This is a genomic window from Sporomusa sp., from assembly GCF_035561155.1.
Classification (GTDB): Bacteria; Bacillota; Negativicutes; order Sporomusales; family Sporomusaceae; genus Sporomusa.
In genome coordinates, this window is record NZ_DATMYD010000003.1 from 32,394 (window position 1) to 56,629 (window position 24,236).

21 protein-coding genes are annotated in these 24,236 nt (G+C 50.2%); 19 read left to right on the forward strand and 2 right to left on the reverse strand.

Annotated elements, in window-relative coordinates; translation table 11 throughout:
• Window positions 1-74: 74 nt before the first annotated feature.
• The 16 genes from VN447_RS00665 (at window position 75) to VN447_RS00740 (ending at window position 16,890) form a co-directional block, all read left to right on the forward strand.
• Entirely contained in the window at window positions 75-875 is an 801-nt protein-coding gene (locus VN447_RS00665; RefSeq protein ID WP_325521778.1) for an ABC transporter permease, read from the forward strand.
• Window position 876: 1 nt separating this feature from the next.
• Window positions 877-1,674 carry an ABC transporter ATP-binding protein gene (locus VN447_RS00670; RefSeq protein WP_325521780.1) on the forward strand — a complete coding sequence of 266 codons (798 nt, stop codon included), beginning with the start codon at window positions 877-879 and terminating at the stop codon, window positions 1,672-1,674.
• Window positions 1,675-1,695: 21 nt separating this feature from the next.
• Window positions 1,696-2,868 carry a pyridoxal phosphate-dependent aminotransferase gene (locus VN447_RS00675; protein ID WP_325521782.1) on the forward strand — a complete coding sequence of 391 codons (1,173 nt, stop codon included), beginning with the start codon at window positions 1,696-1,698 and terminating at the stop codon, window positions 2,866-2,868.
• A 91-nt stretch (window positions 2,869-2,959) separates the two neighbouring features.
• Window positions 2,960-4,057 carry a glycosyl hydrolase family 18 protein gene (locus tag VN447_RS00680; protein WP_414714861.1) on the forward strand — a complete coding sequence of 366 codons (1,098 nt, stop codon included), beginning with the start codon at window positions 2,960-2,962 and terminating at the stop codon, window positions 4,055-4,057.
• Between the two features lie 211 nt (window positions 4,058-4,268).
• Window positions 4,269-4,568 (forward strand): MTH1187 family thiamine-binding protein, encoded by a 300-nt coding sequence (locus VN447_RS00685; RefSeq protein WP_325521786.1) that lies wholly within the window; start codon window positions 4,269-4,271, stop codon window positions 4,566-4,568.
• A gap of 134 nt (window positions 4,569-4,702) precedes the next feature.
• Window positions 4,703-6,097 carry an LCP family protein gene (locus tag VN447_RS00690; protein ID WP_325521788.1) on the forward strand — a complete coding sequence of 465 codons (1,395 nt, stop codon included), beginning with the start codon at window positions 4,703-4,705 and terminating at the stop codon, window positions 6,095-6,097.
• Window positions 6,098-6,232: 135 nt separating this feature from the next.
• Complete coding sequence (gene mrdA, locus VN447_RS00695; RefSeq protein ID WP_325521790.1) at window positions 6,233-8,047, forward strand: penicillin-binding protein 2; 1,815 nt, start codon at window positions 6,233-6,235, stop codon at window positions 8,045-8,047.
• Window positions 8,048-8,159: 112 nt separating this feature from the next.
• A complete protein-coding gene (locus VN447_RS00700; protein ID WP_325521792.1) occupies window positions 8,160-8,375 on the forward strand; it encodes a hypothetical protein in 216 nt (71 codons plus the stop codon).
• Window positions 8,353-8,679: an ABC transporter ATP-binding protein gene (locus VN447_RS00705; RefSeq protein ID WP_325521794.1), complete on the forward strand. Its 327-nt coding sequence runs from the start codon at window positions 8,353-8,355 to the stop codon at window positions 8,677-8,679. Before VN447_RS00700 ends, VN447_RS00705 begins: the two co-directional genes overlap by 23 nt.
• A 162-nt stretch (window positions 8,680-8,841) precedes the next feature.
• On the forward strand, window positions 8,842-9,486 hold the full coding sequence (locus VN447_RS00710; protein ID WP_325521796.1) for a bifunctional precorrin-2 dehydrogenase/sirohydrochlorin ferrochelatase: 645 nt from the start codon (window positions 8,842-8,844) through the stop codon (window positions 9,484-9,486).
• On the forward strand, window positions 9,455-10,810 hold the full coding sequence (hemA, locus tag VN447_RS00715; RefSeq protein ID WP_325521798.1) for a glutamyl-tRNA reductase: 1,356 nt from the start codon (window positions 9,455-9,457) through the stop codon (window positions 10,808-10,810). Before VN447_RS00710 ends, hemA begins: the two co-directional genes overlap by 32 nt.
• Complete coding sequence (gene hemC / locus VN447_RS00720; RefSeq protein WP_325521800.1) at window positions 10,773-11,705, forward strand: hydroxymethylbilane synthase; 933 nt, start codon at window positions 10,773-10,775, stop codon at window positions 11,703-11,705. The genes hemA and hemC overlap by 38 nt, the downstream gene beginning before the upstream one ends.
• Before the next feature lie 143 nt (window positions 11,706-11,848).
• The gene (gene cobA / locus VN447_RS00725; protein ID WP_325521802.1) at window positions 11,849-13,366 is read left to right on the forward strand and encodes a uroporphyrinogen-III C-methyltransferase; all 1,518 of its coding nucleotides are present in this window, start codon (window positions 11,849-11,851) and stop codon (window positions 13,364-13,366) included.
• Between the two features lie 2 nt (window positions 13,367-13,368).
• Window positions 13,369-14,334 carry a porphobilinogen synthase gene (gene hemB / locus VN447_RS00730; RefSeq protein ID WP_325521804.1) on the forward strand — a complete coding sequence of 322 codons (966 nt, stop codon included), beginning with the start codon at window positions 13,369-13,371 and terminating at the stop codon, window positions 14,332-14,334.
• A 17-nt stretch (window positions 14,335-14,351) separates the two neighbouring features.
• Window positions 14,352-15,671 (forward strand): glutamate-1-semialdehyde 2,1-aminomutase, encoded by a 1,320-nt coding sequence (gene hemL, locus VN447_RS00735; protein ID WP_325521806.1) that lies wholly within the window; start codon window positions 14,352-14,354, stop codon window positions 15,669-15,671.
• 193 nt (window positions 15,672-15,864) lie between these two features.
• Window positions 15,865-16,890, forward strand: a complete 1,026-nt coding sequence (locus VN447_RS00740; RefSeq protein ID WP_325521808.1) for a diguanylate cyclase — start codon at window positions 15,865-15,867, stop codon at window positions 16,888-16,890.
• Between the two features lie 49 nt (window positions 16,891-16,939).
• On the opposite strand, the gene hcp is transcribed toward VN447_RS00740, so the two are convergent.
• Window positions 16,940-18,238 (reverse strand): hydroxylamine reductase, encoded by a 1,299-nt coding sequence (gene hcp, locus VN447_RS00745; protein ID WP_325521810.1) that lies wholly within the window; start codon window positions 18,236-18,238, stop codon window positions 16,940-16,942.
• A gap of 153 nt (window positions 18,239-18,391) precedes the next feature.
• Window positions 18,392-20,536, reverse strand: a complete 2,145-nt coding sequence (locus tag VN447_RS00750) for a cell division protein FtsA (protein ID WP_325521812.1) — start codon at window positions 20,534-20,536, stop codon at window positions 18,392-18,394.
• 389 nt (window positions 20,537-20,925) lie between these two features.
• Between VN447_RS00750 and VN447_RS00755 the strand changes: the two genes are divergently transcribed.
• The 3 genes from VN447_RS00755 (at window position 20,926) to VN447_RS00765 (ending at window position 24,174) form a co-directional block, all read left to right on the forward strand.
• Window positions 20,926-21,765, forward strand: coding sequence for a DegV family protein (locus tag VN447_RS00755; protein WP_325521814.1), 840 nt, complete (start codon window positions 20,926-20,928; stop codon window positions 21,763-21,765).
• 21 nt (window positions 21,766-21,786) lie between these two features.
• On the forward strand, window positions 21,787-23,424 hold the full coding sequence (locus tag VN447_RS00760; protein ID WP_325521816.1) for a DAK2 domain-containing protein: 1,638 nt from the start codon (window positions 21,787-21,789) through the stop codon (window positions 23,422-23,424).
• Between the two features lie 105 nt (window positions 23,425-23,529).
• A complete protein-coding gene (locus tag VN447_RS00765) occupies window positions 23,530-24,174 on the forward strand; it encodes a cyclodeaminase/cyclohydrolase family protein (RefSeq protein WP_325521818.1) in 645 nt (214 codons plus the stop codon).
• The last annotated feature ends 62 nt before the right edge of the window (window positions 24,175-24,236 follow it).

A 24,236-nucleotide genomic window follows, 5' to 3' on the forward strand; every position in this document is an offset into this window, starting at 1 on the left:
CTAGCGAGGGCTACGAGGCCGCGCTAGAGGCGTTAGCGCTTCTACCGCGGCCTTTTATCCATTAAGGAGGAATTATGGTCAAGTGCAAACTTTTAACACCCAAAGCTGAAATTGCCGCGCCGCTGTATTTGACATTGAGCGCATTGACCTTTGTTCTGTTGGGAGTCGTATGGTCGATGCTTACTTACAGCGACCTCATTCCACCGATGTTTTTACCGCCGCCGGACAAGGTTGTTAAAGACAGCATACTATTATTTTCTGAGTTCAACTTGCTTGATGATATCTGGGCCAGTGTTTTCAGGGTGACTGTTGGTTTTTTTCTGGCAGCCGTTATTGCTGTGCCGCTGGGTATTCTGATGGGCAGTCTCAAGGTATGTGAGGCGCTGGTTGAGCCACTCCTAAGTTTTATCCGGTATATGCCAGCGTCAGCGTTTATTCCGCTCTTTATCTTGTGGCTGGGTATTGGCGAGAGCGAAAAAATTGCCGTTATCTTTTTCGGCACCTTTTTCCCGCTTGCACTCATGATTATGGATGTCACCAAGAATGTGCCCCATGACCTCATTGATACCTCGTACACGCTGGGCGTATCGCGGGCCGGTGTGTTTCGCCGGGTTATATTGCCGGCCAGTTTGCCGGGTATTGTGGATACACTGAGAATTGCATTTGGCTGGGCTTGGACGTACTTGGTTGTAGCCGAAATTGTCGCTGCCGGCTCAGGCTTGGGTTATATGATTATGCAGTCACAGCGGTTTTTAAAGACAGGCAATATTATTGTGGGCATTATTGTGATCGGTGTCATTGGTATTATTATTGATGTAGTATTCAAATGGCTGTATGCCAAGATGTTCCCCTGGATGGGTAAAGGAGGCCGGTAGTATGACAGAGAAGGCGCAGGATAAATTAATCATCGAGGGCGTCAGTAAAACATTTACCGGTAAAGAGCGTCAGGTTACGGCCCTGGCAGAGGCAAGTTTTACCGTTAAACCTAGCGAATTTGTCACCATCCTCGGGCCATCAGGCTGCGGCAAATCAACTATATTAAAGATTGTCGCTGGTCTGGAATCACCTACTTCAGGCCGGGTACTCTTAGATGGCCGCGAGATAACAGAACCTGGGCGCGACAGGGGAATGGTGTTTCAGACCTACACGTTGTTTCCCTGGCTTTCGGTGAGGGAAAATATTGAGTTTGGCCTGGATGTCGCGGGTAAAACCAAACAGGAACGCAAAGAGGTCTCAGAACACTATATTGAAAAAATTGGCCTCAAAGGGTTCGAAAGCTTCTTCCCCCGCGATCTGTCAGGCGGCATGAAGCAGCGGGTGGCCATTGCCCGTGCCTTGGCGAACGACCCGGAGGTGCTGCTAATGGACGAGCCGTTTGGTGCGCTGGATGCGCAAACCCGGACAGTCATGCAAGAACTGCTGCTTGATGTATGGGATGAATCCCATAAAACAATCCTCTTCGTCACCCATGATGTTGACGAGGCCGTTTTTATTGGTGATACGATCTATGTAATGACTGCCCGACCGGGGCAGATTAAGGCCAGAATCGAGGTTACCCTGCCAAATCAGAGAACCTTTGATTTGAAACTGAGCGAAGAGTTCATGCAAATTAAACGCCAAGTCATGGGGCTTATCCGGGAAGAAGCCTGGAAAGCCGCCAATACCAATACGTAACGCGCGGAGGGACAGCTTGCTATGAAAAACTTGTCCAATATTACGGAAACTTTTTCTGAATCAGTGATCCGTGAAATGACCAGAATCTGCGATGAGGCAGGCGGCTATAACCTATCGCAGGGTTTTCCGGATTTTGAAAGTCCTAAGGCCATTCAGGAAGCCGCTATTCGTGCTATCTCGGCGGGGTATAACCAGTACCCGGTTACCTTTGGCGAGCCTGAGCTCAGAGAAGCCATCAGCCGCAAAGTACGTCGGTATAATCACATTGAATGTGATCCCGCAACAGATATCACTGTTACCTGTGGCGCTACCGAGGCCATGATTGCCACCTTAAAGGCATTGATTAATCCAGGGGATGAAATCATTATTTTTGAGCCCTTTTACGAAAACTACGGCCCTGACTCGATCTTGTCAGGCGCTACCCCGCGCTATGTCACACTGTACGGCCCTGACTGGCGCTATTCGTCTGATGAATTGGCAGCCGCCTTTAATGAAAAAACCAAGGCGATTATTATTAATACGCCCAACAATCCGACAGGCAAGGTATTTACCAGGGCTGAACTTGAGGAAATCGCCGGACTAGCCATCAAATGGGACACTTACGCTGTAGCCGATGAAATATATGAACACATTCTCTACGACGGTGTTGAACATACTTCCATCGCTTCACTGCCAGGTATGGCTGAACGGACAATTACCATTAACTCTATTTCCAAGACCTATTCTGTCACTGGCTGGCGGGTTGGTTGGGCCATTGCCGCGTCTCCAATTACCAAGCGGATTAGGAAAGTGCATGATTTCTTTACGGTTGGCGCGCCAACCCCTTTCCAGCATGCTGCCGCCGAGGCGATGACTTATGGCCCGGAATACTATGAAGGGCTCAAAAACCATTACGCCGAAGCCCGTGATTTTATCCTGGGTGCGCTCCGCGCCGCTGGCTTTCAGTGCGAATTACCTAAAGGCGCTTATTATGTGCTTGCCGACGCCAGCAGTATTATGGGGCAATTAGGCCTTACCGACGATACCGCCTTTAGCCGCAAGCTGATTGAGCTGACTGGTGTTGCTACTGTACCAGGGTCATCATTTTACGCTGAAAAAACGAAAGGCAGCCGCCAAGTCCGGTTCTGCTTCTGCAAAAAGTGGGAGACGCTGGAAAGTGTTGCCCAGGCGCTGGCGACCAAGCTGCCAAAGTAATTAAATTTCAAAAATTGTAGGCATAAGAACTGTCACTCAGCCAATACTAAGGTTGATCGAATTCAACTAAGTAACGGAAAGGGTGACAGTTTTGCGCGTTAACAGTCGCTTAAAAGGTATCGCAAGTGTTCTCCTCATTCTGTTTGTCATAGCCGCTGTTTTGACCGGTGGCTGTGGCACAGCGAAGAAACCGGCTCCCAAGCCCCTCGACCAAGGCCAGCAAACACCTGGAGCGCCTGGCAATGTTACTATGCCGCCCCGCATGGTAATTGGCTACTACGAGAACCCATGGCCGGGCACGCCTGACCAAACCGGCTCTTTCCCCAGTATGAAAGCGCATGCCAAGAGCTTGTCGGCAGTAGGTCCCTTCTGGTACAAGGCAACCCAAGACGGCAGCCTTGAAGCCAAAGACAGCCAGCTGGTCTATGATACTGCCCGTCAGCTTGGTCTTAAAATGTATCCGTTAGTGACAAACAAAACCGGATCTACCGATTCTGTGCTTGGCGATCCGGCAGTGCGCACCAAAGTAACTGACAGTATAGTCAAAATGGTACAGGAAAAAGGGTATGACGGCGTTAATATTGACTTTGAACTGCTGCCGCCCAAGCATAAAGACAACCTGACCGCCTTTATGGCTGAACTGTATCCTAAGATGAAAGCCATTAATAAAACGGTGGTCATCTCGGTATTCCCCCAGGTCGATGTAGCCGAAGATGTATCCGGGGCGTATGACTACCCGAAGCTAGCCCCCAATACTGACTTTATGCAGATTATGACCTATGATAACCATTGGGCTACCTCGGGACCTGGTCCGGTTGCCCCTGTGGATTGGTTTGAAAAAAATGTTAAGTATGCCATTGAAAAGTGCGGCGGCCCGCATAAAGTCATTATCGGCATTAGCGCCTATGGCTATGATTGGGTGGGCAAAGAGGGCGAGACAATTAAATATGTTGATGCTATTGTTTTAGCAGAAAAAAATGGCGCCAAAATCAACTATGATGAAAAAGCGCAGGCTCCGTGGTTCAAATACAAGGATCATGAAGTGTGGTTTGAAAACGACAAAAGTACTGCCGCCAAACTGGACATTGTGGCTAAATACAAACCGGCCGGTATCGCTGTTTGGCGTCTTGGCCAAGAACAGCCAGAGATTTGGGGCATTATTGATAAGAAGTTTCCCAAAGAACAGTAAGCTTAAACCTGTCGCATGTGCGGCAGGTTTTTTCTACCATAGCGAGAATAGTATCTGTAAGTAAAAGGTTCATTAGAAATGTCCAGCTGCTAGGCGCAATGAGGACGTGGCACAGCAACAACACCGTCGCCTATGAGACTTGATTGGCAGTAGATTCATTGTAACAGCATAGCACAGCTGGCATTTATAATGAGCCGTGAGGAGTGAAAACATGGCTGTTGTTGAAGTCACCATCGCCCCGATGGGCACAGGTTCACCCAGTGTCAGCCACTATGTGGCCGGCTGCCACAAAGTACTCGAACAGGCCACAGACCTCAAATATCAGCTGACACCAATGTCGACTGTGATCGAAGGCGACCTTGACCGCATTCTGGAGATAATTCGCCAAATGCACGAAACGCCGTTTGCCCGCGATGCACAGCGAGTCATGACCATGATCAGAATTGACGACAGGCGGGACAAAGAACTGACGATGGCAGGCAAAATTAAGGCTGTCACAGATAAACTATAATTTACCCTTCATCAAAAATGCTTGACCTTTTAAACAATTATTTGCTATACTTCAAGACAAGCCCCCGGCGACAGGGGGCTTGTCTTGTTATGTAATAAAAAGCGATAAAAAGACGATGAAAGGGTGATTGTGTCATGACATCACGCCTCGAAAAACGGCTTGTTGATCAGCGCAAAAACCGGCGCGGTCGGTTTTTGCTTATACTAACTTGTTTACTTCTGTTCATTAGTGTGGCTGGCGCCACGTATTACTGGTCAACAGGCGGCACATTTGAAAAGGCGCGGCGGACAGGCGCGAATGTGACAGGGATGCCGCATAAAGTCAATATCCTGGTAATGGGGGTAGACGAGCGCAGCGATGACGTCGGTCGTTCGGATACCATGTTTGTCGTTACTGTTGACACTTCAACCAAGGAAGTGTCCCTGCTCTCGATACCGCGTGACACCCGGGTCAAGATCCCTGGTTATGGCTGGGACAAAATTAACCACGCCTACGCAGAAGGCGGTCATAAGCTGTCACAGCGTGCGGTGGAAGACTTATTAGGCATTCAGATGGATTACTATGCCATTATTAATTTTGCTGCTTTCAACAAAATAGTTGATGCCGTAGGCGGCGTAACCATTGATGTCGAGAAACGCATGTACTATGAAGATCCATATGACAACCTGTTGATTGACCTTAAGCCAGGTGTGCAAAAATTGGATGGCCGGACAGCTATTAAGTATGTTCGCTACCGTGACGAAGAGGGCGACATTGGCCGGATTGAGCGCCAGCAGAAGTTTGTAAAAGCCATGCTCAAAGAAATCAGCAGCCCGTTTATCCTCCCACGGGTACCTGGCATCATCCGGGAAGTAAACTCAGCCATTAACACCGATATGACAACAGCTGAAATGCTGAACTTGGCAAAACTGTTAAACGATGCGTCCAAGGCCGGATTAAAGACTGAGATGGTCCCGGGAAAACCGGCCTACATTGCTGATATTAGTTATTGGTTGCCTGATATCATCGAACTAAGAAACTATGTGGTTCTTTCGCAAGGTATGACAGCAGACGACAAGTTTGTGTCAGCTGCGCGTACAATGGCCAGCCAATATGAACGGTCTGTCCCGCAAGAAATGAAGATAATTGACGTGCCCAAGAAGCCGGCAGCCGATGCCAAAGACCCCAAACAGACGGCTGTAACTGATCCTAAGGCTCCTGATAAGCCTAAGGCAACAGACAAACCTAAGGCTCCGGAAGCCAAGCCGCCAGCAGCCAGCGGTAAACTGCGGTTTGAGGTAGTTAATGCCAGCGGCGTTCCTGAGGCCGGTGAAAAAATGGCGGCTGCGCTCCGCGGCCAAGGCTACGAGGTTGTAAGTGTGGCCGGCATTAGCGCTGCTAATAAAAATACTGTGGTAATTGCCAATAGCAGTGAAGCCAGCGGCAAATTAACAGGATTGCCCTTCCGCTATGCGCTGCAGGTTAACCAGGATGACAGCAAAGCCAATACGGTAAAAGTAATAGTAGGTAAAGATTATGTGGCTCAGTAATTGAAAAGAAGTCCCCGCCCCCGTTAGCCGGGGGCGTGTAGCAACCTAGTGCTTTTGCACTGGGTTGCTATTTTTTTTGCCCATTATGGGATACTAAGTATGTGTATTTGCCATTAAAGGAAAAGGGGACAGCGTATGTGGGACGAGGAGAGACGCCGCATCGGGATATTAGCCGTCATTGTCTTCGGCATCATTGGCATATTGGTACTTAGACTGGTATGGATGCAGTTGTTCCAGGGCGCACAATATAAGAAAATTGCCGAACAGAATCGTACCAGGCAAATTACGGCCCAAGCGCCGCGCGGTAGCATATATGATAGAAATGGCGCAGTTGTTGTGGCGAACCGGCCGAGTTTTGCCGTATCGATCATTCCCAGCGAGTATACTAATCCGCAGCAGGCTACCCCGCTGCTGTCGACGATTACCGGCATACCTGCTGAGGAGATTGACCGGTTGGTAAAAGGCAGTGAGGATTTCCTTTATACTCCAGTACGGATCAAACGGGACGTTGATGCCGCCACGATAGCCAAGATCGAGGAACGGCAGTATTATCTGCCGGGGGTTATCATTGAGGCCATTCCGGTCAGGCAATATGTTTACAAGGAACTGGCAGCACATGTGCTGGGCTTTGTCGGCAGTATTAGTGAAGAAGAATATGCCAGACGCAAAAGCCAAGGGGTTCGTGCTACCGATTTAGTGGGCAAAGACGGTTTGGAGCGTGAGTGGGAAGAGGCGCTGCGCGGTACAGACGGCGGCATGAAAGTAGAGGTGAACGCCGAAGGTGAAGAGTTGCGTTCGTTGGGCGATCGCGCCTCTACTCCTGGCAAGGGGCTTGTACTGACCCTTGACGCCAACCTGCAGAAAGCAGCCGAAGAAGCGCTGCAGGTTCAGGTGGAAGCCAGCCGGAAACTGGGCGCACCAGCCAAAGGCGGGGCGGTGGTAGCGCTTAATGTTAAAACAGGTGGGATACTGGTTATGGCCAGCAATCCGGCTTTTGACCCCAATGTGTTTGCAGGCGGCATTACCAGCCTGGAGTGGAACAAGCTTATTACCAACCCGAATACTCCGCTGAATAACCGCGCCATACAGAATGCCTATCCGCCTGCTTCGGTGTTTAAGATTGTCACAGCCGCCGCTGCTCTTGAAATGAACATAACTACACCTCAGGAGATCTTTGACGATCGCGGCGTATATGTGTTAAATGGCTGGAGCTTTTATGGCTGGGATACCAAAGGACTTGGCAAATTGACGATCATCGACGCCCTAGCTTGGTCGAGCGACCCGGTATTTTACGAATTGGGCCAGCGCCTAGGTGCCGACAACTTGGCCTCATATGCACTGACGTTTGGTTTTGGGCAAGTGACAGGGATTAAACTTGCCGGCGAAGAAAAAGGGATAGTGCCGACTACTGACTGGAAGCAGGCAAATTACGGCGAAGCCTGGTATCCAGGCGAAACACTGATTGCTGCTATTGGCCAGGGCTACTACTTGGTAACGCCCCTGCAGCAAGCCCTGCTGGCCATGGCGGTTGCCAACGGCGGCATTATCTACAAGCCAATGCTTGTTGATAAGGTGCTGACACCAGAGGGCAACCTTGTCGAAAAGCTGCAGCCGGAGGTATTACGGACAATTTATCTTAGGCCTGAGGTGTGGGACATAGTCCGTCAGGGCATGATTGCCGTTACGGCACGCGGCACAGGCGCATCCACCTTTAAAGGGTTTCCCAAAACCATAGCTGGAAAATCCGGCTCTGGCGAGACCGGGCGGGGCACCACTCATTCCTGGTTTGCCTGTTATGCTCCGGCCGAAAACCCCGAAATTGCGGTGGCTGTCCTTGTTGAAGACGGCGGTGAAGGTTCCATGGCAGCTGCGCCTGTCACCCGGCGTGTGTTAGAGGCTTATTTTAGCATACCAGGCAAGCCGCTGCCGCCAGCGTCTAAAACAGATTAATGTAAAAAAAATATGGGAAAAACTACAAAATCAATAAGCGTAAAATAGGATTATTTTACAGTCGTGTCGAATATTTTTTCCTCTATAACAGATATGTGAGAGGAGTGACGACATGGGCGAAAAAATCCAATTTGTGCGCAATTATAGCGACCTTAGCACCGATCAGGGATTTCAGTTCGAATTTCAGTGTGACAGGTGCGGCGTTGGCTACCGGACAGAATTCAAAAGATCAGTGACAGGCACTGTTTCCGGACTGTTGGAAACAGCCAGCCAGATCTTTGGAGGCCTGTTCGGTCAGGCGGCAGATGTCAGCGATATTGATACTTGATGAACCTACTTCACATCTTGATTTTGGCAATCAAATCCGATTGTTGAAAACTGTCTCCCGGCTTTCCGAGCAGGGCATGGCAGTAATTATGTCATCCCACTTTCCGGACCATGCTTTTCTTACTGCAAGTACAGTAGCTATTCTGAAAGAGGGACAGATTGTTAAATTCGGCGCTCCTGAGGAAGTAATAACAGAAAGTAACATTTATAACACATATGGGATTGAGGTCATTATCGGTCCGGTTAACGGAGATCAAGACATAGTTACCTGCGTTCCCAGAATGAGGAGCAAAGCATACGTATAAAATGCTCTGGCGTGGTGGCGTCCAAGGGTCAAATATAATCGTCGGGTCAGGCTTGCTGCCTGGCCTATTATTTTATTTGCAATAAAAAGGAAAATTACCATTTGGCCGCGAAATATGGTAAGATGTTTGTGGCACAATAACTCATCCCAGGACGTGAATTGAATGGAGTTATACCCAATAAATTTTAAATTAGCCGGACGGCGCTGCGCTGTTGTCGGCGGTGGTGCGGTAGCTGAGCGGAAAGTGATGGCACTCATTGCAGCCGGCGCAGAAGTAAGCGTGTTTAGCCCCGCATTGACACCAGGACTTAGCAGCCTGGCTGAAGCCAGACGCTTGACTTGGGTGCCGAGCGCCTATGCCCCGGGTGATTTACATAGTTTTTTCCTGGTATTCTGCGCTACCGATCAGGCGGATACCAACCGACAGGCTGCTGCGGAGGCGCGGGCATCAGGTGCTTTAGTCAATATTGCTGATGCGCCTGAGCTGTCTGATTTTTATGTGCCGGCGCATATTGCGCACGGTGACTTGTTAATTACAGTATCTACAGGCGGTGGCAGCCCGGCCTTAGCCAGGCGCCTGAAAGAAGATATCGCCGCAAGGTACGGCCCTGAATATGGCTATTACCTAGCGCTTATCGCAAAATTACGGCCTGAGATGAAAGACCGCTTGGCAACAGCGAAAGAGCGGGAAAAATTTTGGCGGGAAACCATCGACCAGGAGGCGCTTCATTTGCTTAAAAGCGGCAAGTTTAGCGAAGCAGAGGAGAGAATACGACATGCAGCTTGTTGTACTGGGCCTAAATCATAGAACTGCCCCGGTAGAAGTCCGGGAATGCTTCTCCTTTTCTGAAGAAAAAATCAAAGCAGCCTATAAGCGTCTTCACGAATATGACGATATTCGGGAATGCGTTATTTTGTCTACCTGTAACCGGACCGAGATGTATGCTGTAGTTGAGGAGGCTGATGATGCCCTGCCTGTCATGCAGGAATTTCTTGACCATATGGCACCTGGCGTGTTAGCTGAGACGAGTTATGATTATCTGTTTTATTTCCAGGAAGACGAATGTATTCGGCATTTGTTCAGAGTAAGCGCCAGTCTTGATTCACTGGTACTCGGCGAAGGTCAGATCTTAAGCCAGGTAAAAACGGCTTATGCCATGGCCCGGACCGCAGGCACCACCAGCACAGTGCTTAATACCTTGTTTAACAGGGCAATTGCCGTTGGTAAAAAAATCCGGACAACGACCCGTATTGCCTATAGTGCTGTATCTGTCAGCTACGCGGCCGTTGAACTGGCAAAAAAAGTATTGGGCGATTTGTCATCCTCCAATGTCTTGGTGCTGGGGGCCGGGGAGATGAGTGAACTGACGGCCAAGCATCTGGTAGCCAGCGGTGTTAAGACCGTATTTGTGTCAAACCGGAACTTTGACAGGGCGGCTGCGTTGGCAGATAAGTTTCGCGGGGTGGCTGTGCCCTTTGAAGATTTCATGAAATCAGCTGTTGACGCAGATATTATCATTACATCAACAGGTGCGCCACACTATATCATCCGCGCGTGGGACGTGGCCCACCTCATGCCTAAACGGCAGGGGCGTCCTATCTTTTTTATTGATATTGCCGTACCACGTGATATTGAGCCTGAGGTTGGGGCCATTGCCGGTGCCACCTTGTATAATATCGATGATTTGGAAGCTGTTGTTGAATCCAATATGCGCGGGCGGGAGCAGGAGGCCAAAGAGGCTGAAAAGCTAATTGACGAGGAAATGGCCGGAATTGTTGAGCGTTTCCGCTACCTGTCCTACCAACCGACGCTGGTACGCCTGACTGATAAAGCTGAACGAATCCGTCAACGTGAAATAAAGCGGGCGATGGCTAAGCTGCCGGATATTACTGCCGACGAACGACGGATATTTGAAAATATGTCAAAAATGATTGTGAGAAAACTGCTCCGCGACCCGATTGTCAGGCTTAATGAAGCAGCCGGCACCGACAAAGAGTATCACTACCAGGATGCTCTCCGCAAGATGTTTAAGCTAGATATTGCGCTGGAAATGACGCGGGAACAGGAAGACCATTTAGGAGAGGAACAAGAAAGTGAAACAAAAACTTGTCATCGGTACGCGCGGCAGTAAGCTGGCTTTATGGCAGGCCAATTATGTGGCAGCCTGCTTGCGTGAGCGCTATCCGGAAGTAGAGATAGTACTAAAGAATATGGTAACAACAGGCGATCGAATTCTCGATGTGCCGTTAGCAAAAATTGGCGGCAAGGGTCTGTTCACCAAAGAATTGGAAGTGGCCATGCTGAGCGGCGAAATCGACTTGGCTGTGCACAGTCTGAAAGATATGCCCACCGAGCTGCCGGACGGCCTCGTATTGGCGGCAGTCACTGATCGGGTTGATCCAGGTGACGCTCTCATTAGCCCTGACTATAAAACACTGGATAACCTTCCGGTTAACGCCAGGGTAGGAACCTCAAGCCTCCGGCGTAAGGCCCAGCTGCTGAACGCACGGCCTGACCTTGCGATTGTTGACTTGCGCGGCAATTTAGACACCCGGCTGAAAAAGCTGACAACTGAAAAGCTTGACGCCATCCTGCTGGCAGTGGCCGGCCTCAAACGCCTGGGTTGGGACGACCATATTACCCAAGTGCTGCCGCAGGATATCTGTCTGCCTGCTGTCGGTCAGGGAGCATTGGCTCTCGAGGCGCGGGAAAACGACGCTGAGACACTGGCGATGCTGCAATTTTTGAACCATGAACCGACCCGTCAGGCTACACTGGCTGAGCGGAGTTTTCTGTCTGAGGTCGAGGGCGGCTGTCAGATCCCTATCGGTGTTTACGGACAGCTTGACCAGAGTGGTCAGCTTAGCCTAACCGCTGTTATTATGTCGCCTGACGGCAAAGAAGTTGTTCGTGATTCAACTCTCGGCAGTCCGGCAGAGGCAGAGACGCTGGGCCAGACGCTGGCAGTGCGCATGCTGGAAAACGGCGGGCGCGAGATATTGGCAAAATTGTTTGAAACAAAATAATAGTATCCAATAAAGATTTCAGGCATGATGTTAGTATAAGCGTAAGTCAAGCGCTAGCGGTGGAGCGTTACTAACATCATGCTAAGAGAAAATCTTTATTGGATTTCATTTAGAAGATTGAGATTGGGTTAAGGGGGATTCCAATGAAACAGGGAATTGTCTACTTAGTCGGTGCCGGTCCTGGTGACTACGGGCTAATTAGCATAAAAGCGATTGAATGTATCAAAGAGGCAGACACTATTATATATGACCGGCTGGCCGATGACCGCCTGCTGGATAATGCCCGGTCAAATGTTGAACTTATTTATGTGGGTAAAGCCTCAAGCGATCATACCATGCGGCAGGAGGACATTAACCAGCTGCTGGTGGACAAAGCCAAAGAAAACAAGATTGTTGTACGGCTTAAAGGCGGCGACCCGTTTGTCTTCGGACGCGGCGGTGAAGAAGCACTAAAACTGTTAGAGAATAATGTTCCCTTTGAGGTTGTGCCAGGTATCACCTCGGCGATTTCAGTACCCGCATATGCCGGTATTCCGGTAACTCACCGGGGCATTGCCACCTCGTTTGCCGTCATCACCGGTCACGAAGATCCAACGAAAGCCGAATCGACGATTAAGTGGGATAAACTGGCCACAGCTGTTGATACACTGGTGTTCCTGATGGGCGTGGAAAACCTGCCCTATATCACCGGCAAACTCATAGAGCACGGCCGTCCGGCTGATACTCCAGCAGCCGTCATTCGCTGGGGGACCAAGCCGGAACAGGAAGTACTGGTAACCACTGTCGGTCAGGCTGCGCATGATGTTGCTGTCAGAGGCTTAAAGCCGCCTGCTATCTTCATCGTGGGTCATGTTGTTACATTGCGTGATAAACTGGCCTGGTTTGACAATAAGCTGCTATTTGGCAAGAAAGTACTAGTGACTCGGGCCCGTGAACAAGCCAGCGCCCTTACTGACGGACTGGCGAAACTAGGTGCTGACTGCATTGAGGCTCCGGCCATTAAGATTGTACCGCCCGAAAGCTACGGGCCGCTTGATGAAGCTATTGCCAATATAAAAGAATATGACTGGCTGATTTTCACCAGTGTTAACGGCGTAGAGCATTTCTTTAGTCGTTTGGCCGCCGCCGGACTGGATACCAGGGCAATTGCTGCCAAGGTGGCCGCTATCGGCTCTCAGACGGCGAATTGCCTGAAGAATTACGGTATTACCGCTGATATTGTCCCGGCTGAATTTAGGGCTGAAGGCATTATTGAGGCAATGGAATCTTACATAAAACCTGGCATGAAAGTGCTTATCCCCCGCGCTCTGGTTGCGCGGGATATTCTGCCGGTAAAACTCACAGAGCTGGGTGCAATTGTCAATGTGCCCCCGTCTTATCGCACTCTTGTTGGTGATACCGATGGGCGGGAATTGGCAGCCAAGCTGGATAAAGGCGAGATTGAACTTGTTACTTTTACGAGCTCGTCGACGGTAACTAATCTATTAAGCCTATTAGGCGATGAGGGTGCGCGGCTTGTCACTAAAGCTAAGGTGGCTTGCATTGGGCCTATTACTGCCGAGACTTGCCTGACACACGGTATTAATCCTGATGTTATTGCCGAAGAATATACCATTAAAGGATTAATTGAAGCCATTACGGCTATGTACAGGGAGGAGTAAACATGCCTATCATTCACCGTCCCCGGCGGCTGAGAGCCTCCGGCGGCATCCGCAGTATGGTGCGGGAGACGGCATTAACGGCCGCCAACCTGGTCTATCCGTTGTTTGTTGTGCCTGGCACCAAGGTTAAGAAAGAGATTAAGTCCTTGCCGGGTAATTTCCATTTGTCGCCTGATATGGCCGTCGAGGTGGCGAGGGAGGCATATGCCTTGGGCATTCCGGCAGTGCTGGTTTTCGGTTTGCCTGAATACAAAGATGAGCGTGGCAGCAGCGCCTGGGATATGAAGAGCCCGGTACAGCAGGCCGTTATGGCCATCAAACAGGCCCTGCCTGACCTTGTTGTTATCACTGATGTCTGTCTGTGTCAGTATACCGACCATGGTCATTGCGGTCTCTTGAACGGCAATAAAGTGGATAATGATCCGACACTGCCGCTCTTAGCCGCGGTGGCGCTTAGTCATGCTAAAGCAGGTGCCGACATGGTAGCCCCGTCTGATATGATGGACGGCAGGGTGGCTGCCATTCGTGAGCTGCTGGATCGCTCTGACTGTAGTGACGTCAGTATTATGTCGTATTCGGCTAAATATGCCTCAGGGTACTACGGGCCTTTCCGGGACGCCGCCGATTCGACGCCGCAATTTGGCGATCGCCGGGCGTATCAGATGGATCCGGCCAACTCACGGGAAGCGCTTAGAGAAGTCGCGCTTGATGTTGAAGAAGGGGCAGACATTATTATCGTCAAGCCAGCACTGGCTTACCTTGATATTGTCCGTCAAGTTAAAGATAAGTTCCTGCTGCCTGTGGCCGCCTACAATGTCAGTGGCGAATATGCTATGGTTAAGGCAGCAGCAGCCCAGGGGCTGATCGATGAACCGCGCTTGGTTATTGAAACACTCACAAGTATGAAACGCGCAGGTGCTGATATGATTATTACGTATCATGCCCTTGATGCTGTACGCTGGTTGTAGAGGAAAGGGGATATAACATGGCATTTAAATTAGATAAATCAGCAAAAGCCTTTGCTGAGGCGAAACAATACATTCCCGGCGGTGTTAACAGTCCTGTTCGTTCTTTTCGGGGCGTTGGCGGCACGCCGCCTTTTATTGCCAAAGCGGCCGGCAGCCGGATTTATGATATTGATGGTAATGCCTACATCGACTACGTAGGCTCCTGGGGCCCTATGATTTTAGGCCACGCCCATCCTGAGGTTATCAGTGAATTAAAAGATGCGCTAGAGCGTGGTACTAGTTACGGTGCACCGACACTCTTAGAAACTGAGCTGGCGCGCCTGATTACCGAAGCCGTTCCTTCCATGGAGCTTGTCCGTTTTGTCAACTCAGGTACCGAAGCCACCATGAGCGCGCTCAGACTGGCGCGGGCGTATACCAAACGCAACAAGATTGTAAAATTTGCCGGCTGTTATCATGGTCATCACGACAGCCTGCTGGTCAAAGCCGGTTCAGGGGCTACAACGCTGGGTGTACCTGACAGTCCGGGTGTGCCGGAAAGTATTGCCGGAAATACCCTAACAGTAGATTATAATGATGCCAAGGGTTTAACAGAGCTCTTTGAGAAACACGGTGAGGATATTGCTGCTGTAATCATTGAGCCGGTGCCGGGTAATATGGGCATGGTTCTGCCTCGTCCCGGCTACTTGGAGAAGGTGCGGGCACTGACCGAAGGCTACGGAGCACTCCTAATTTTTGATGAGGTTATGTCCGGCTTCCGCGTTGCCTACGGCGGTGCGCAAGAGGTTTATAATATTACGCCAGATATTACCTGTCTCGGCAAAGTAATCGGAGGCGGTTTACCTGTTGGCGCGTACGGCGGGCGGCGGGATATTATGGAGCAAATCGCCCCGGCGGGTCCGGTATACCAGGCCGGTACGCTGAGCGGTAATCCGCTTGCTATGACCGCCGGACTTGCTACCTTGCGATTATTGTCAGAAACCCCTGATTTCTATGAAAAGGTGACAACAATGACCGCTGCACTGTGTGCCGGGGTTCAGGCGCAAGCGCAGGCCTTTGGTTTCAACTTCCAGTTTCATCAGGCCGGTTCTATGTTTGGCCTATTTTTTAATGATAAACCGGTATATGATTATGACAGCGCCAAGCGCTCAGATGTTGCCGCCTTTAATGTTTTTTTCCATTCGATGCTCGAACAGGGCGTCTACCTGGCACCGTCCCAGTTTGAAGCTGCCTTCATGTCAGGCGCCCACACCCATGCTGATATCGGCGCAACTATTGCAGCCAGTGGTAACGCTTTTGCCAAAGTAGCCGAATACTATCGGCAGCACAAACATTAAAATGTAGTAATTCCTATGCACAAAGGTGCATAGGAATTATTTTTTATGCGAATTTTGTAGAAATATCCGAGAAGTTGCGTGGGGATTTTCCTGACATACAGCATGGTATGCCTTTACTTTTCGCCTGATAAGTATGATAATATATTACTAGAAGACACGAATCTACTCCTGGTTTGTAAAGGAGTTTAGGGTAATGAGTGCAGTAAACCGCGTGCATGCAGCCAGAGGCTGGGGGGATTCCGCCTCTCAGCTGCAGATTATTACCAGGCGAATAAGTGGTATTTCAGCAGTGTTTACCATGGTGGCTGCAGTGCTCGATCCGGGTCCGCACTGGGCTTCTATTGTCGCGCTATCCTCTGTATATACCATTTATAATATTGTATTATCCTGGAGGCGGAATAAGCCTAAGCTAGGCGAACTGGCTGTCAACCTGACGCTGTGCGCCGGACTTACTCTTACTGGGGCAGTGTATAGCAATGTTTTATACCATCTGCTTTTAATGCGGATGGTGCTAAAGGTAGGGCGTGACCGCGCTACGCGAATGGCCGCAGCCGTTTCGCTCGTATTTTTGGCAGCCAATATCATTAAGGCTGATACTATGGCTGCTGCGTTTTTGCTGGAGACAATCTACAATGTGATTGGATTTGCTGTTTTATCGATAACTGCTGTCCATATGCACAATGTGATGGAGATGCAATTGCAACATGAAGGCCAAATCGCGGAGCTTAAGCGGCAAAACGCCCACCATTATGCGATGGCGCATACCGATGGGCTGACAGGGTTGCTCAATCACCGGGCTTATTTGGAAAAAACAGCTGATTTATCGCAATATGTATTGTTGATCGTCGATATTGATCACTTCAAAAAATTAAATGATACCTACGGTCACCTGTTTGGCGATCAAGTGCTGACAACAGTTGGCAATATTATAAAAATGGGTATTCGCACCAAAGATATGGCATTTCGATATGGCGGAGAAGAATTTGCGCTAGTCCTGCCAGGAACTTCGCTTGAGTTAGGGCTTAAGATAGCCGAACGACTCAGATTTCAGGTAGCCAATTGCGATTTTTTTCATAATGGAGACCGAGTAAGAATTACCATCAGTATTGGTGTATCGAGTAAAAATCCGAGTGCAGATTGCCAGGACGCCTTCCGCGAAGCCGACAGTGCTTTGTATCGCGCTAAACGGCAAGGCCGCAACCAATGTGCCGTATTTTAAAACAATTAAGGGACGAATCACTATTGTGACTCGTCCCTTAATTGTTATATTAGCCTAAGATGGCTTTTAGGTCTTCATCTGGGGTAGTAATTGCCTGGAGACCGAACTTCTCATTCAGAACACTGAATACTCCCGGCGATACGAAAGCAGGTGCCGATGGGCCAAGGCGAATGTTTTTAACGCCCAGGTGCAAGAGTGTGAGTAAGATCGCGACTGCTTTTTGTTCATACCAGGACAGTACGAAGGAGAGTGGCAGATCGTTTACGCCGCAGTTGAATACTTTGGCCAGGGCGACAGCAACTTGGATGCCGGAGTAGGCGTTGTTGCACTGACCCAGGTCGATAAGGCGGGGAATACCGTCAATGGTACCGAAGTCAAGGTGATTAAAGCGGTATTTGCCACAGGCTACTGTGAGAATTACGCAATCTTGCGGCACTTTTTCAGCCAGTTCGGTGTAGTAGTTGCGGCCAGGCTTAGCGCCGTCGCAGCCGCCGATGAGGAAGAAGCGCTTGATTTTACCGGCTTTAACAGCCTCAACGATTTTGTCGGCCAGGCCAAGGATGGCGTTGTGATGGAAACCAGTGGTCAGGGTGTATTCGCCAGCTTTTTCAGCCAGTACAGGCAGGGCTTTGGCTTTGGCGATAACCTCTGCGAAGTTACGGTCAGCAATATGGTTGCCGCCCTGGAGGCCGGTTACGCTGCGGGTGAAGATACGATCGCCGTATGTTTCGCTGGCAGTGAGCGGCATGACACAGTTGGTGGTGACTAAGATAGCGCCAGGGAATGCAGCGAATTCTTTGCGCTGGTTTTGCCAGGCAGTACCGAAGTTGCCGACAAGGTGTTTGTATTTTTTGAGTTCGGGATAAGCGTGAGCTGGCAGCATTTCGCCGTGGGTGTAGATGTTAATGCCAGTACCCTCGGTTTGCTTAAGAAGCTCTTCTAAGTCTAACAGGTCGTGGCCGGTAATCAAGATGCCGTGACCGGCTTTAAAACCTGTGAATACTTCGGTAGGTACGGGTGAGCCGAAGTGGTCAACATGGGCTTTGTCTAACAGTTCCATAACTTTGAGGTTAATTTCACCACATTTTAAGACCATGTTGATGTGGTTTTCAAGGTTGAAGTTTACGTTAGTCAGGGTGAAGAACAGTGCGTCATGCATAAATGCATCCACTTGCTCATCACGGGCGCCCAGTTCGCGGGCATGATGGGCATAGGCAGCGATGCCTTTGAGGCCGAAGATCAGGGTATCCTGAAGACTGGCGATATCTTCGTTTTTACCACAGACACCAACTTTAGTACAGCCGGCTCCGCCTGCGGTTTGTTCACATTGGTAACAAAACATACTCATTCTGAAATCCCCCTTGTTTTTTTGTAGCTTATGACTTTATTATAGGGGATAAAGTAATGAGGGACTGTGACCTACGTCACAGTCCCATGTGATTTTCTTACAAAAATGTTACCAAAGTCCATCTGGTTATTACTCCTAGCATCTGAGGCTTTATCAACCTTCTTTGATGTGGATATCCACACTGTCGCCATTCTTAACGTAGGCAGTAAATTCGGTCGGCAGCCCGTTGAGCAGCACAGTCACTCTGCTGGCAGCAGGCAGGCTGCGTGGATCGAAATCAGCAGCTAAGAGCACATCACTAATTAATGGCTGGGGGTCTGTTGCTGTTATTAGTTCAATAGTGCTGTCAGGGCTGGCCGGTTGGCTGGGTTCAGCCGGGCGGCCGTTAACCATTACGGTGTGGCGACGGATGGGGACAGGGCAATTCATACCGTTAAATAACACACTGATGACAGAAGAATGGTCACTTGTGTTAATCCCTAGAATTTCTGCCAGCGTGGGCGACGGCAGCTTGAGAGTCTCAATGACATCGCCTGAGGTCAATTGGCTATCAAGTGAGGCCAGTGTATGGTTAATGGAATATTTGGGCCATACCTTATAGGAACGTCTGGCGCCGTTGACTTGATAGCTGTGTTCGGTAGGCTCTGGTTTAAGGCTGAGAAGCTGGAGCGCTTGGGCAAGCGTCAGGGCACTCTGGGAATCAATCTGATCGCGGTCGCGTAAAACCGTGTCAGCAGCAGCTGGCTGGCCATTTATCGTTACCTCTGGTTCGATCGCATAATTTTTGCCATCAATCTGGATATGTAGAGGCTCAGGCATGGCGGTTACCTCTTTAAGCAGCGGCGTTGGCGCTGTTCCGTCAGCGCCAAGTGTTACCTCAAGGACATCCTGGTCATGTAAGGCACTACTCAGCTGGGTTGGCTGGCTATTTAGCAATATTTTGCCGGGCGTGCCGTGGCTGCCGGCAATAAACCGGGTTTCACCGTTAACGGTAATGGTCAGGCCCATACCGGGGCGGCCGCGCAGTGCCCGAATATCAATGCCGGCGGCGAGGAGGGCGTCAGCCACTGTCAAACGGCTTAGATTGAAGAGGCGGATTGGCCTTTTATTGACTAAGATATTAACAAAGTTCAAGGCACGGCCTCCGGCCAGTTTTAAAATCCCGAGCGGGGTTACGGCATCAGGGGTGCACAATTTGTCCGGTATGTCGGTGATACCTTCAATTGAGTCCGGGCGGCGGATGGCTACTCGGGCTGGTGGTATGTCAAGTGCCTGGGCAAGTGCTTCAGGCAGAAGCGGCGTCAGAGCGCCGCCGCCGACTAAGAGTACGGCCTGCGGAGCGGCGGTATTAAGCGCCAGTATTTCAGTGGCAATCGCTTGTGCCAATTCGACTACTTTCGGGGTCATTGCTTCAATAATAGTGTTAGCCGGCAGTTTGTGTACCATGCCCAGTACATCATTAAAGGCCAGTTTTTTATTTTTGCCGCCAAGTTGGCGCTTAACAGTTTCGGCAACGTTGAAATCTAAGAGAAAGTGCTGCGATATTGTTTCGGTAATTTCGTCGCCGGCAAAAGGGACCATACCATAGGCGATTACCGAACCATCGCGGGTAATGGCCACATCTGACGTACCGGCGCCGACGTCGACCAGCACCAGATTGAGGTGACGCATGGTTGAGGGAATCAGCACATTGATCGCGGCAATGGGCTCAAGGGTAAGGGTGGACATCTCCAGGCCAACCGCTTGGATGGCTGATTGCAACGAATCAATAACTTGCCGGGGCAGAAAGGTGGCGATCACTTCGATGCCTGCACGTTTGCCACGCTGACCGACCAGACTCTTGATGCGAGTACTATCCAGGCTAAAGTTAACAACACTATAGCCGACACAATAGTAATCTGCAGGGTCCAGGACAGCACCGGATGTGGCAAGTTCAGCCTGGGCTGTCTGTATGGCAGCCAGTTCAAGCGAGCGTTCGTCGTCCGGGGTGAGGGTGCCGCGGGAGGCGGTTTCAAGCTCAGAGGCTGCCCTAAGTGTACACAGGGCACGGCCTGCAGCAGCTACCGCAACTTTGGTTAGCGGACCGGTGGTGGTTTCTAAACGTGCTTTGACTGCTGCTAATACTCCAGCCACTTCTTGCACATCATGAATTTGTCCGTCCAGCATAGCCCGGGTATGGTGCTCTTCCCGGTCTGACGCTAAGAGCTTGATAGCCCCGTTCTCAGTCTTGCCGACTAAGCCAACGACGCTTCTTGTACCGATATCTAATGCAAAGAGAAGCTGGTTATCATCGTCCATAGGTGCTCCTTACGGCTGCTTGTGAACGCCCATTTGAGCGATGTTGTTACGGCACTGTTGTTCCGCCAGTCGCCTAGTATTTGGGCATTAGTAGCTGCCTAAACTTATATAGGTGTAATTTCGCTGCCCAATATCCTATTTCCTGTCAGAGAAGATAATATTATAGTATTTGTTTATGATTTTTGCAAAGGCAATCTATATGAAATCCAATAAAGATTTTCTCTTCGGCATGATGTTAGTAACGCTCCACCGCTGGCGCTTGACTTCCGCTTATACTAAAATCATGCCTGTAAATCTTTATTGGATACTATCTGGCAACATTTTTGTGTATTTGCGCTAGATTATTTGGTAAAATATAGTTTAGGTATTAGGAGAGGAGTTTACGCAAGTTGTCAAATATACATATAGTGCTAGATAGCACTGCCAATGCGCCACAAGAAATGCTATCCGCTCATCCCAATCTTCACATTGTACCGTTAAAAGTTTTATTGGGCGATAGCGTGTGGAACGAGCCGGAACTCAGTACTGCCGAGCTATTTCGCCTTGTCAAAGAAAAGGGTATTCATCCGCGCACTTCTCAACCTGCCCCAGGTGATTTTGCCACTGCCTTTGCCCTGGCGGCTGACGGGAATCCTGTTATTATGATTGGGGTTTCCGGTGGTTTGAGCGGCACAGTCAACGGGGCACGGGCCGCAGCGAGAGACTTTAAAGGACGCGAGATTTATGTGATTGATTCCTGTACATCTGCCATTGGCATGGTAAAAATGGCTGAAGCTGCACTTAATATGGCGGCGGCGGGTCAGCCAGCCGGTGTCATAGCAGAGCGGCTGCAGAAAATGGCTGACACTACCCACACGCTCATTCTTCCAGACTCGCTGGAGTATCTCCACAAGGGCGGGCGGATTGGTGGGGCGGCGGCGTTATTTGGTTCAATTTTGCAGATTAAGCCAATACTTACACTGCGTGAGGGGAAAGTGCAGGTCTTAGATAAAGTCCGTACCAGACCACGGGCTGTGGCACGTATGATTGAAGAACTGGATAAGCACGGGGAACTCAATTATATCGGTGTCGCCCACGGTGAAGCACCGGTTGTGGCCGGAGAAATATATGATACTGTTAGTCAGCGTTATCCCAATATACCTGTGTCGCTGACTGGCATTGGTTCATGCTTAGGAGCCCACTTAGGGCCAGGTGTTATTGGGCTGATATTTCAAAGTAAATGCGAATAACTTCGTAGAGGGGGTAGATGTATGCAGCCAAGTATCGATGTAATTAGTGGCAAAGATTTTCGCCGCATGATTGCCGGAGCGTATGGTGCCTTTATGCGCGAACATGAATATATCAACAGTTTAAATGTCTTCCCTGTTCCAGACGGTGACACTGGCACCAATATGCTGCTGACCCTAGGGGCGGTGGCTAAAGCGGTTGCTGAGGCGCCGGATGAGGGGATTGGCTCACTTTCCCGTCGCGCGGCTGATAGCGCCATCATGGGTGCGAGGGGCAATTCAGGCGTTATTCTGTCCCAACTCCTACGAGGTATTGCCCGGGGGCTGTCTGGCAAAGACCAAGCAACCTCCGCGGAGGTTGGAAAAGCGTTCCAGTATGGTGTGCTCTATGCTTACCGCGCAGTTGCCCGGCCGGTAGAAGGTACAATTCTGACAGTAGCCAAAGGGATAGCGAAAGGTACGCACAGGGCAGTCAGGGAGCGTGCGGCGTTTGCCGATATTTTGAGCGAAGCGATCGGCGCCGGGCGGGAAGAACTTAAGCGCACACCGGATCTTTTACCGGCGCTCAAAGCCGCCGGTGTGGTAGACGCCGGCGGCCAGGGGCTTATCGTGTTCCTCGCCGGTTGTCTTGAAGGGTTAGAAGGCCGCTTCAGCGGGCCTGAGGCCGATTTTGGCCGTACTCTTACCGTGCCTGCTATGGCGGCTGAAACGAACATAGCGCATCCCTATTGTACTGAGTTCATTGTTAAGCGCTTTACGGCTGGTCTAGGTGAAGTTAAGCGTCAACTGGAGCAAATGGGAGATTCCTTGGTGCTTGCCCAAGGCGAGAGTGTGTTAAAGGTGCATATTCATACTGCTCATCCTGGCGCTGTGCTGGAGTCAGCCATTGCCTGGGGAACACTCCATGATATTAAGATTGACAATATGGCCGATCAACACCGCGAAATAGTACAAAGCGAGTCGCTAGGCACCTTTAAAACTGAGGCAGCGCCGCTTCAGGAAAAGTCTGGTCTGGCGGTTATCAGTGTTGTATCAGGGGACGGTCTTATTAATATTATGAGCCAGATGGGCGCAGGCGTCATTATTTCCGGCGGGCAAACCATGAACCCGCCTGTGGAGGAATTTATGGCTGCCGTTCATAATGGTCCGGCTGAAAGATATATTATTCTACCGAATAACAAAAACATTGTGCTGGCTGCTGCCCAGGCCAAGAAGTTGTTAGGCGACAGGGTGGCCATTGTACCAACTGTTAATGTGCCGCAGGGCTTGGCTGCCGTGCTGGCTTTTGATCCTAATCGCGATATTGAGACCAACGTTGCCCTGATGACTGAGGCGCAAGCAGCCGTTAAATCAGGCAGTGTGACGATTGCCGTACGCGACTCGCAGGTACAGGGACAGACCGTGCCTGAAGGCGCGTATATTGGTGTAATCGAAGGCAGTGTGGCTGTTTGGGCTGACAGTCTGACAGGCGCACTTACAGCTCTGATTGAGCACTTGGCCGGTCCTGAGACCGGAATTGTTAGCCTGTACTATGGAGCCGAGCTTGCCGAGTCTGAGGCTCAGGCGCTGGCTGGTAGGCTGAGAGAACAGCTGCGCGGTGTTGAGGTTGAGGTATATTTTGGTGGACAGCCGCACTATCAGTTTATTGTCAGCGTGGAGTGAGACTGGCTTAATGTTGTGAGGTTATTAATTTACATCAAGTGAACTGGTAAATAGACTTCAGGGCCGCAGTTGTGGTACTGCGACCTTATTAGGAGAGGATAAACTATGCTTAGCTCACTTAGCATTAACGAGTTTGCCGCTAAACTTTCTTCCGGTGATGTACCGCCAGGCGGGGGTAGCGCAGCCGCCATGTACGGTTTGATGGCAACTGGGCTCTTAGAGATGTCGATAAACCATTCGTTAAAGAGTCTTCAACTAGCAGAGCACCATGAGTTATTGATTGCTAAACAGGCTGATCTGGCCAGGCTGCATATTGAACTAACCATTCTTATCGATCGGGATGCTCTGGCACTCAGGGGTCTTCTGGCTGCCGCCGGGCTGCCTGAGTTGACGCCTGAAGCCAAGCAGTCGCGCGATGTAGCCCTGCAAAAGGCATTGAAGCAGGCCGCTGAAGTGCCGCTCGAAACAGCCAGAGCGTGCCTTGAGGTCATCGAGATTGGCAAGGCGGTTGTTGGCAGGGTAGATAAGTTAGTTGTCAGTGATTTAATGACCGGCGCAGCAGCCGCCCACGCCGGGATTATTGGCGGACTGCTCAGCGCAGCGATAAACTTAAGTGAAATTCACGATGATGCTCTGGTCAGCGCGCTCAAGGGCCAGATTTATCTGTTAAGAACAACGGCTGATGAGCTTAGAGGTGTTCTTGAAGAAAGAGTATATAGTTGTGAGCCGTTTAGTGTTTTACGGGTGTAAACTCTGGAGTTAATTATTATAGGAAGAGAAGACCCTGCATCCAGGTTTAGGCTTGGATACAG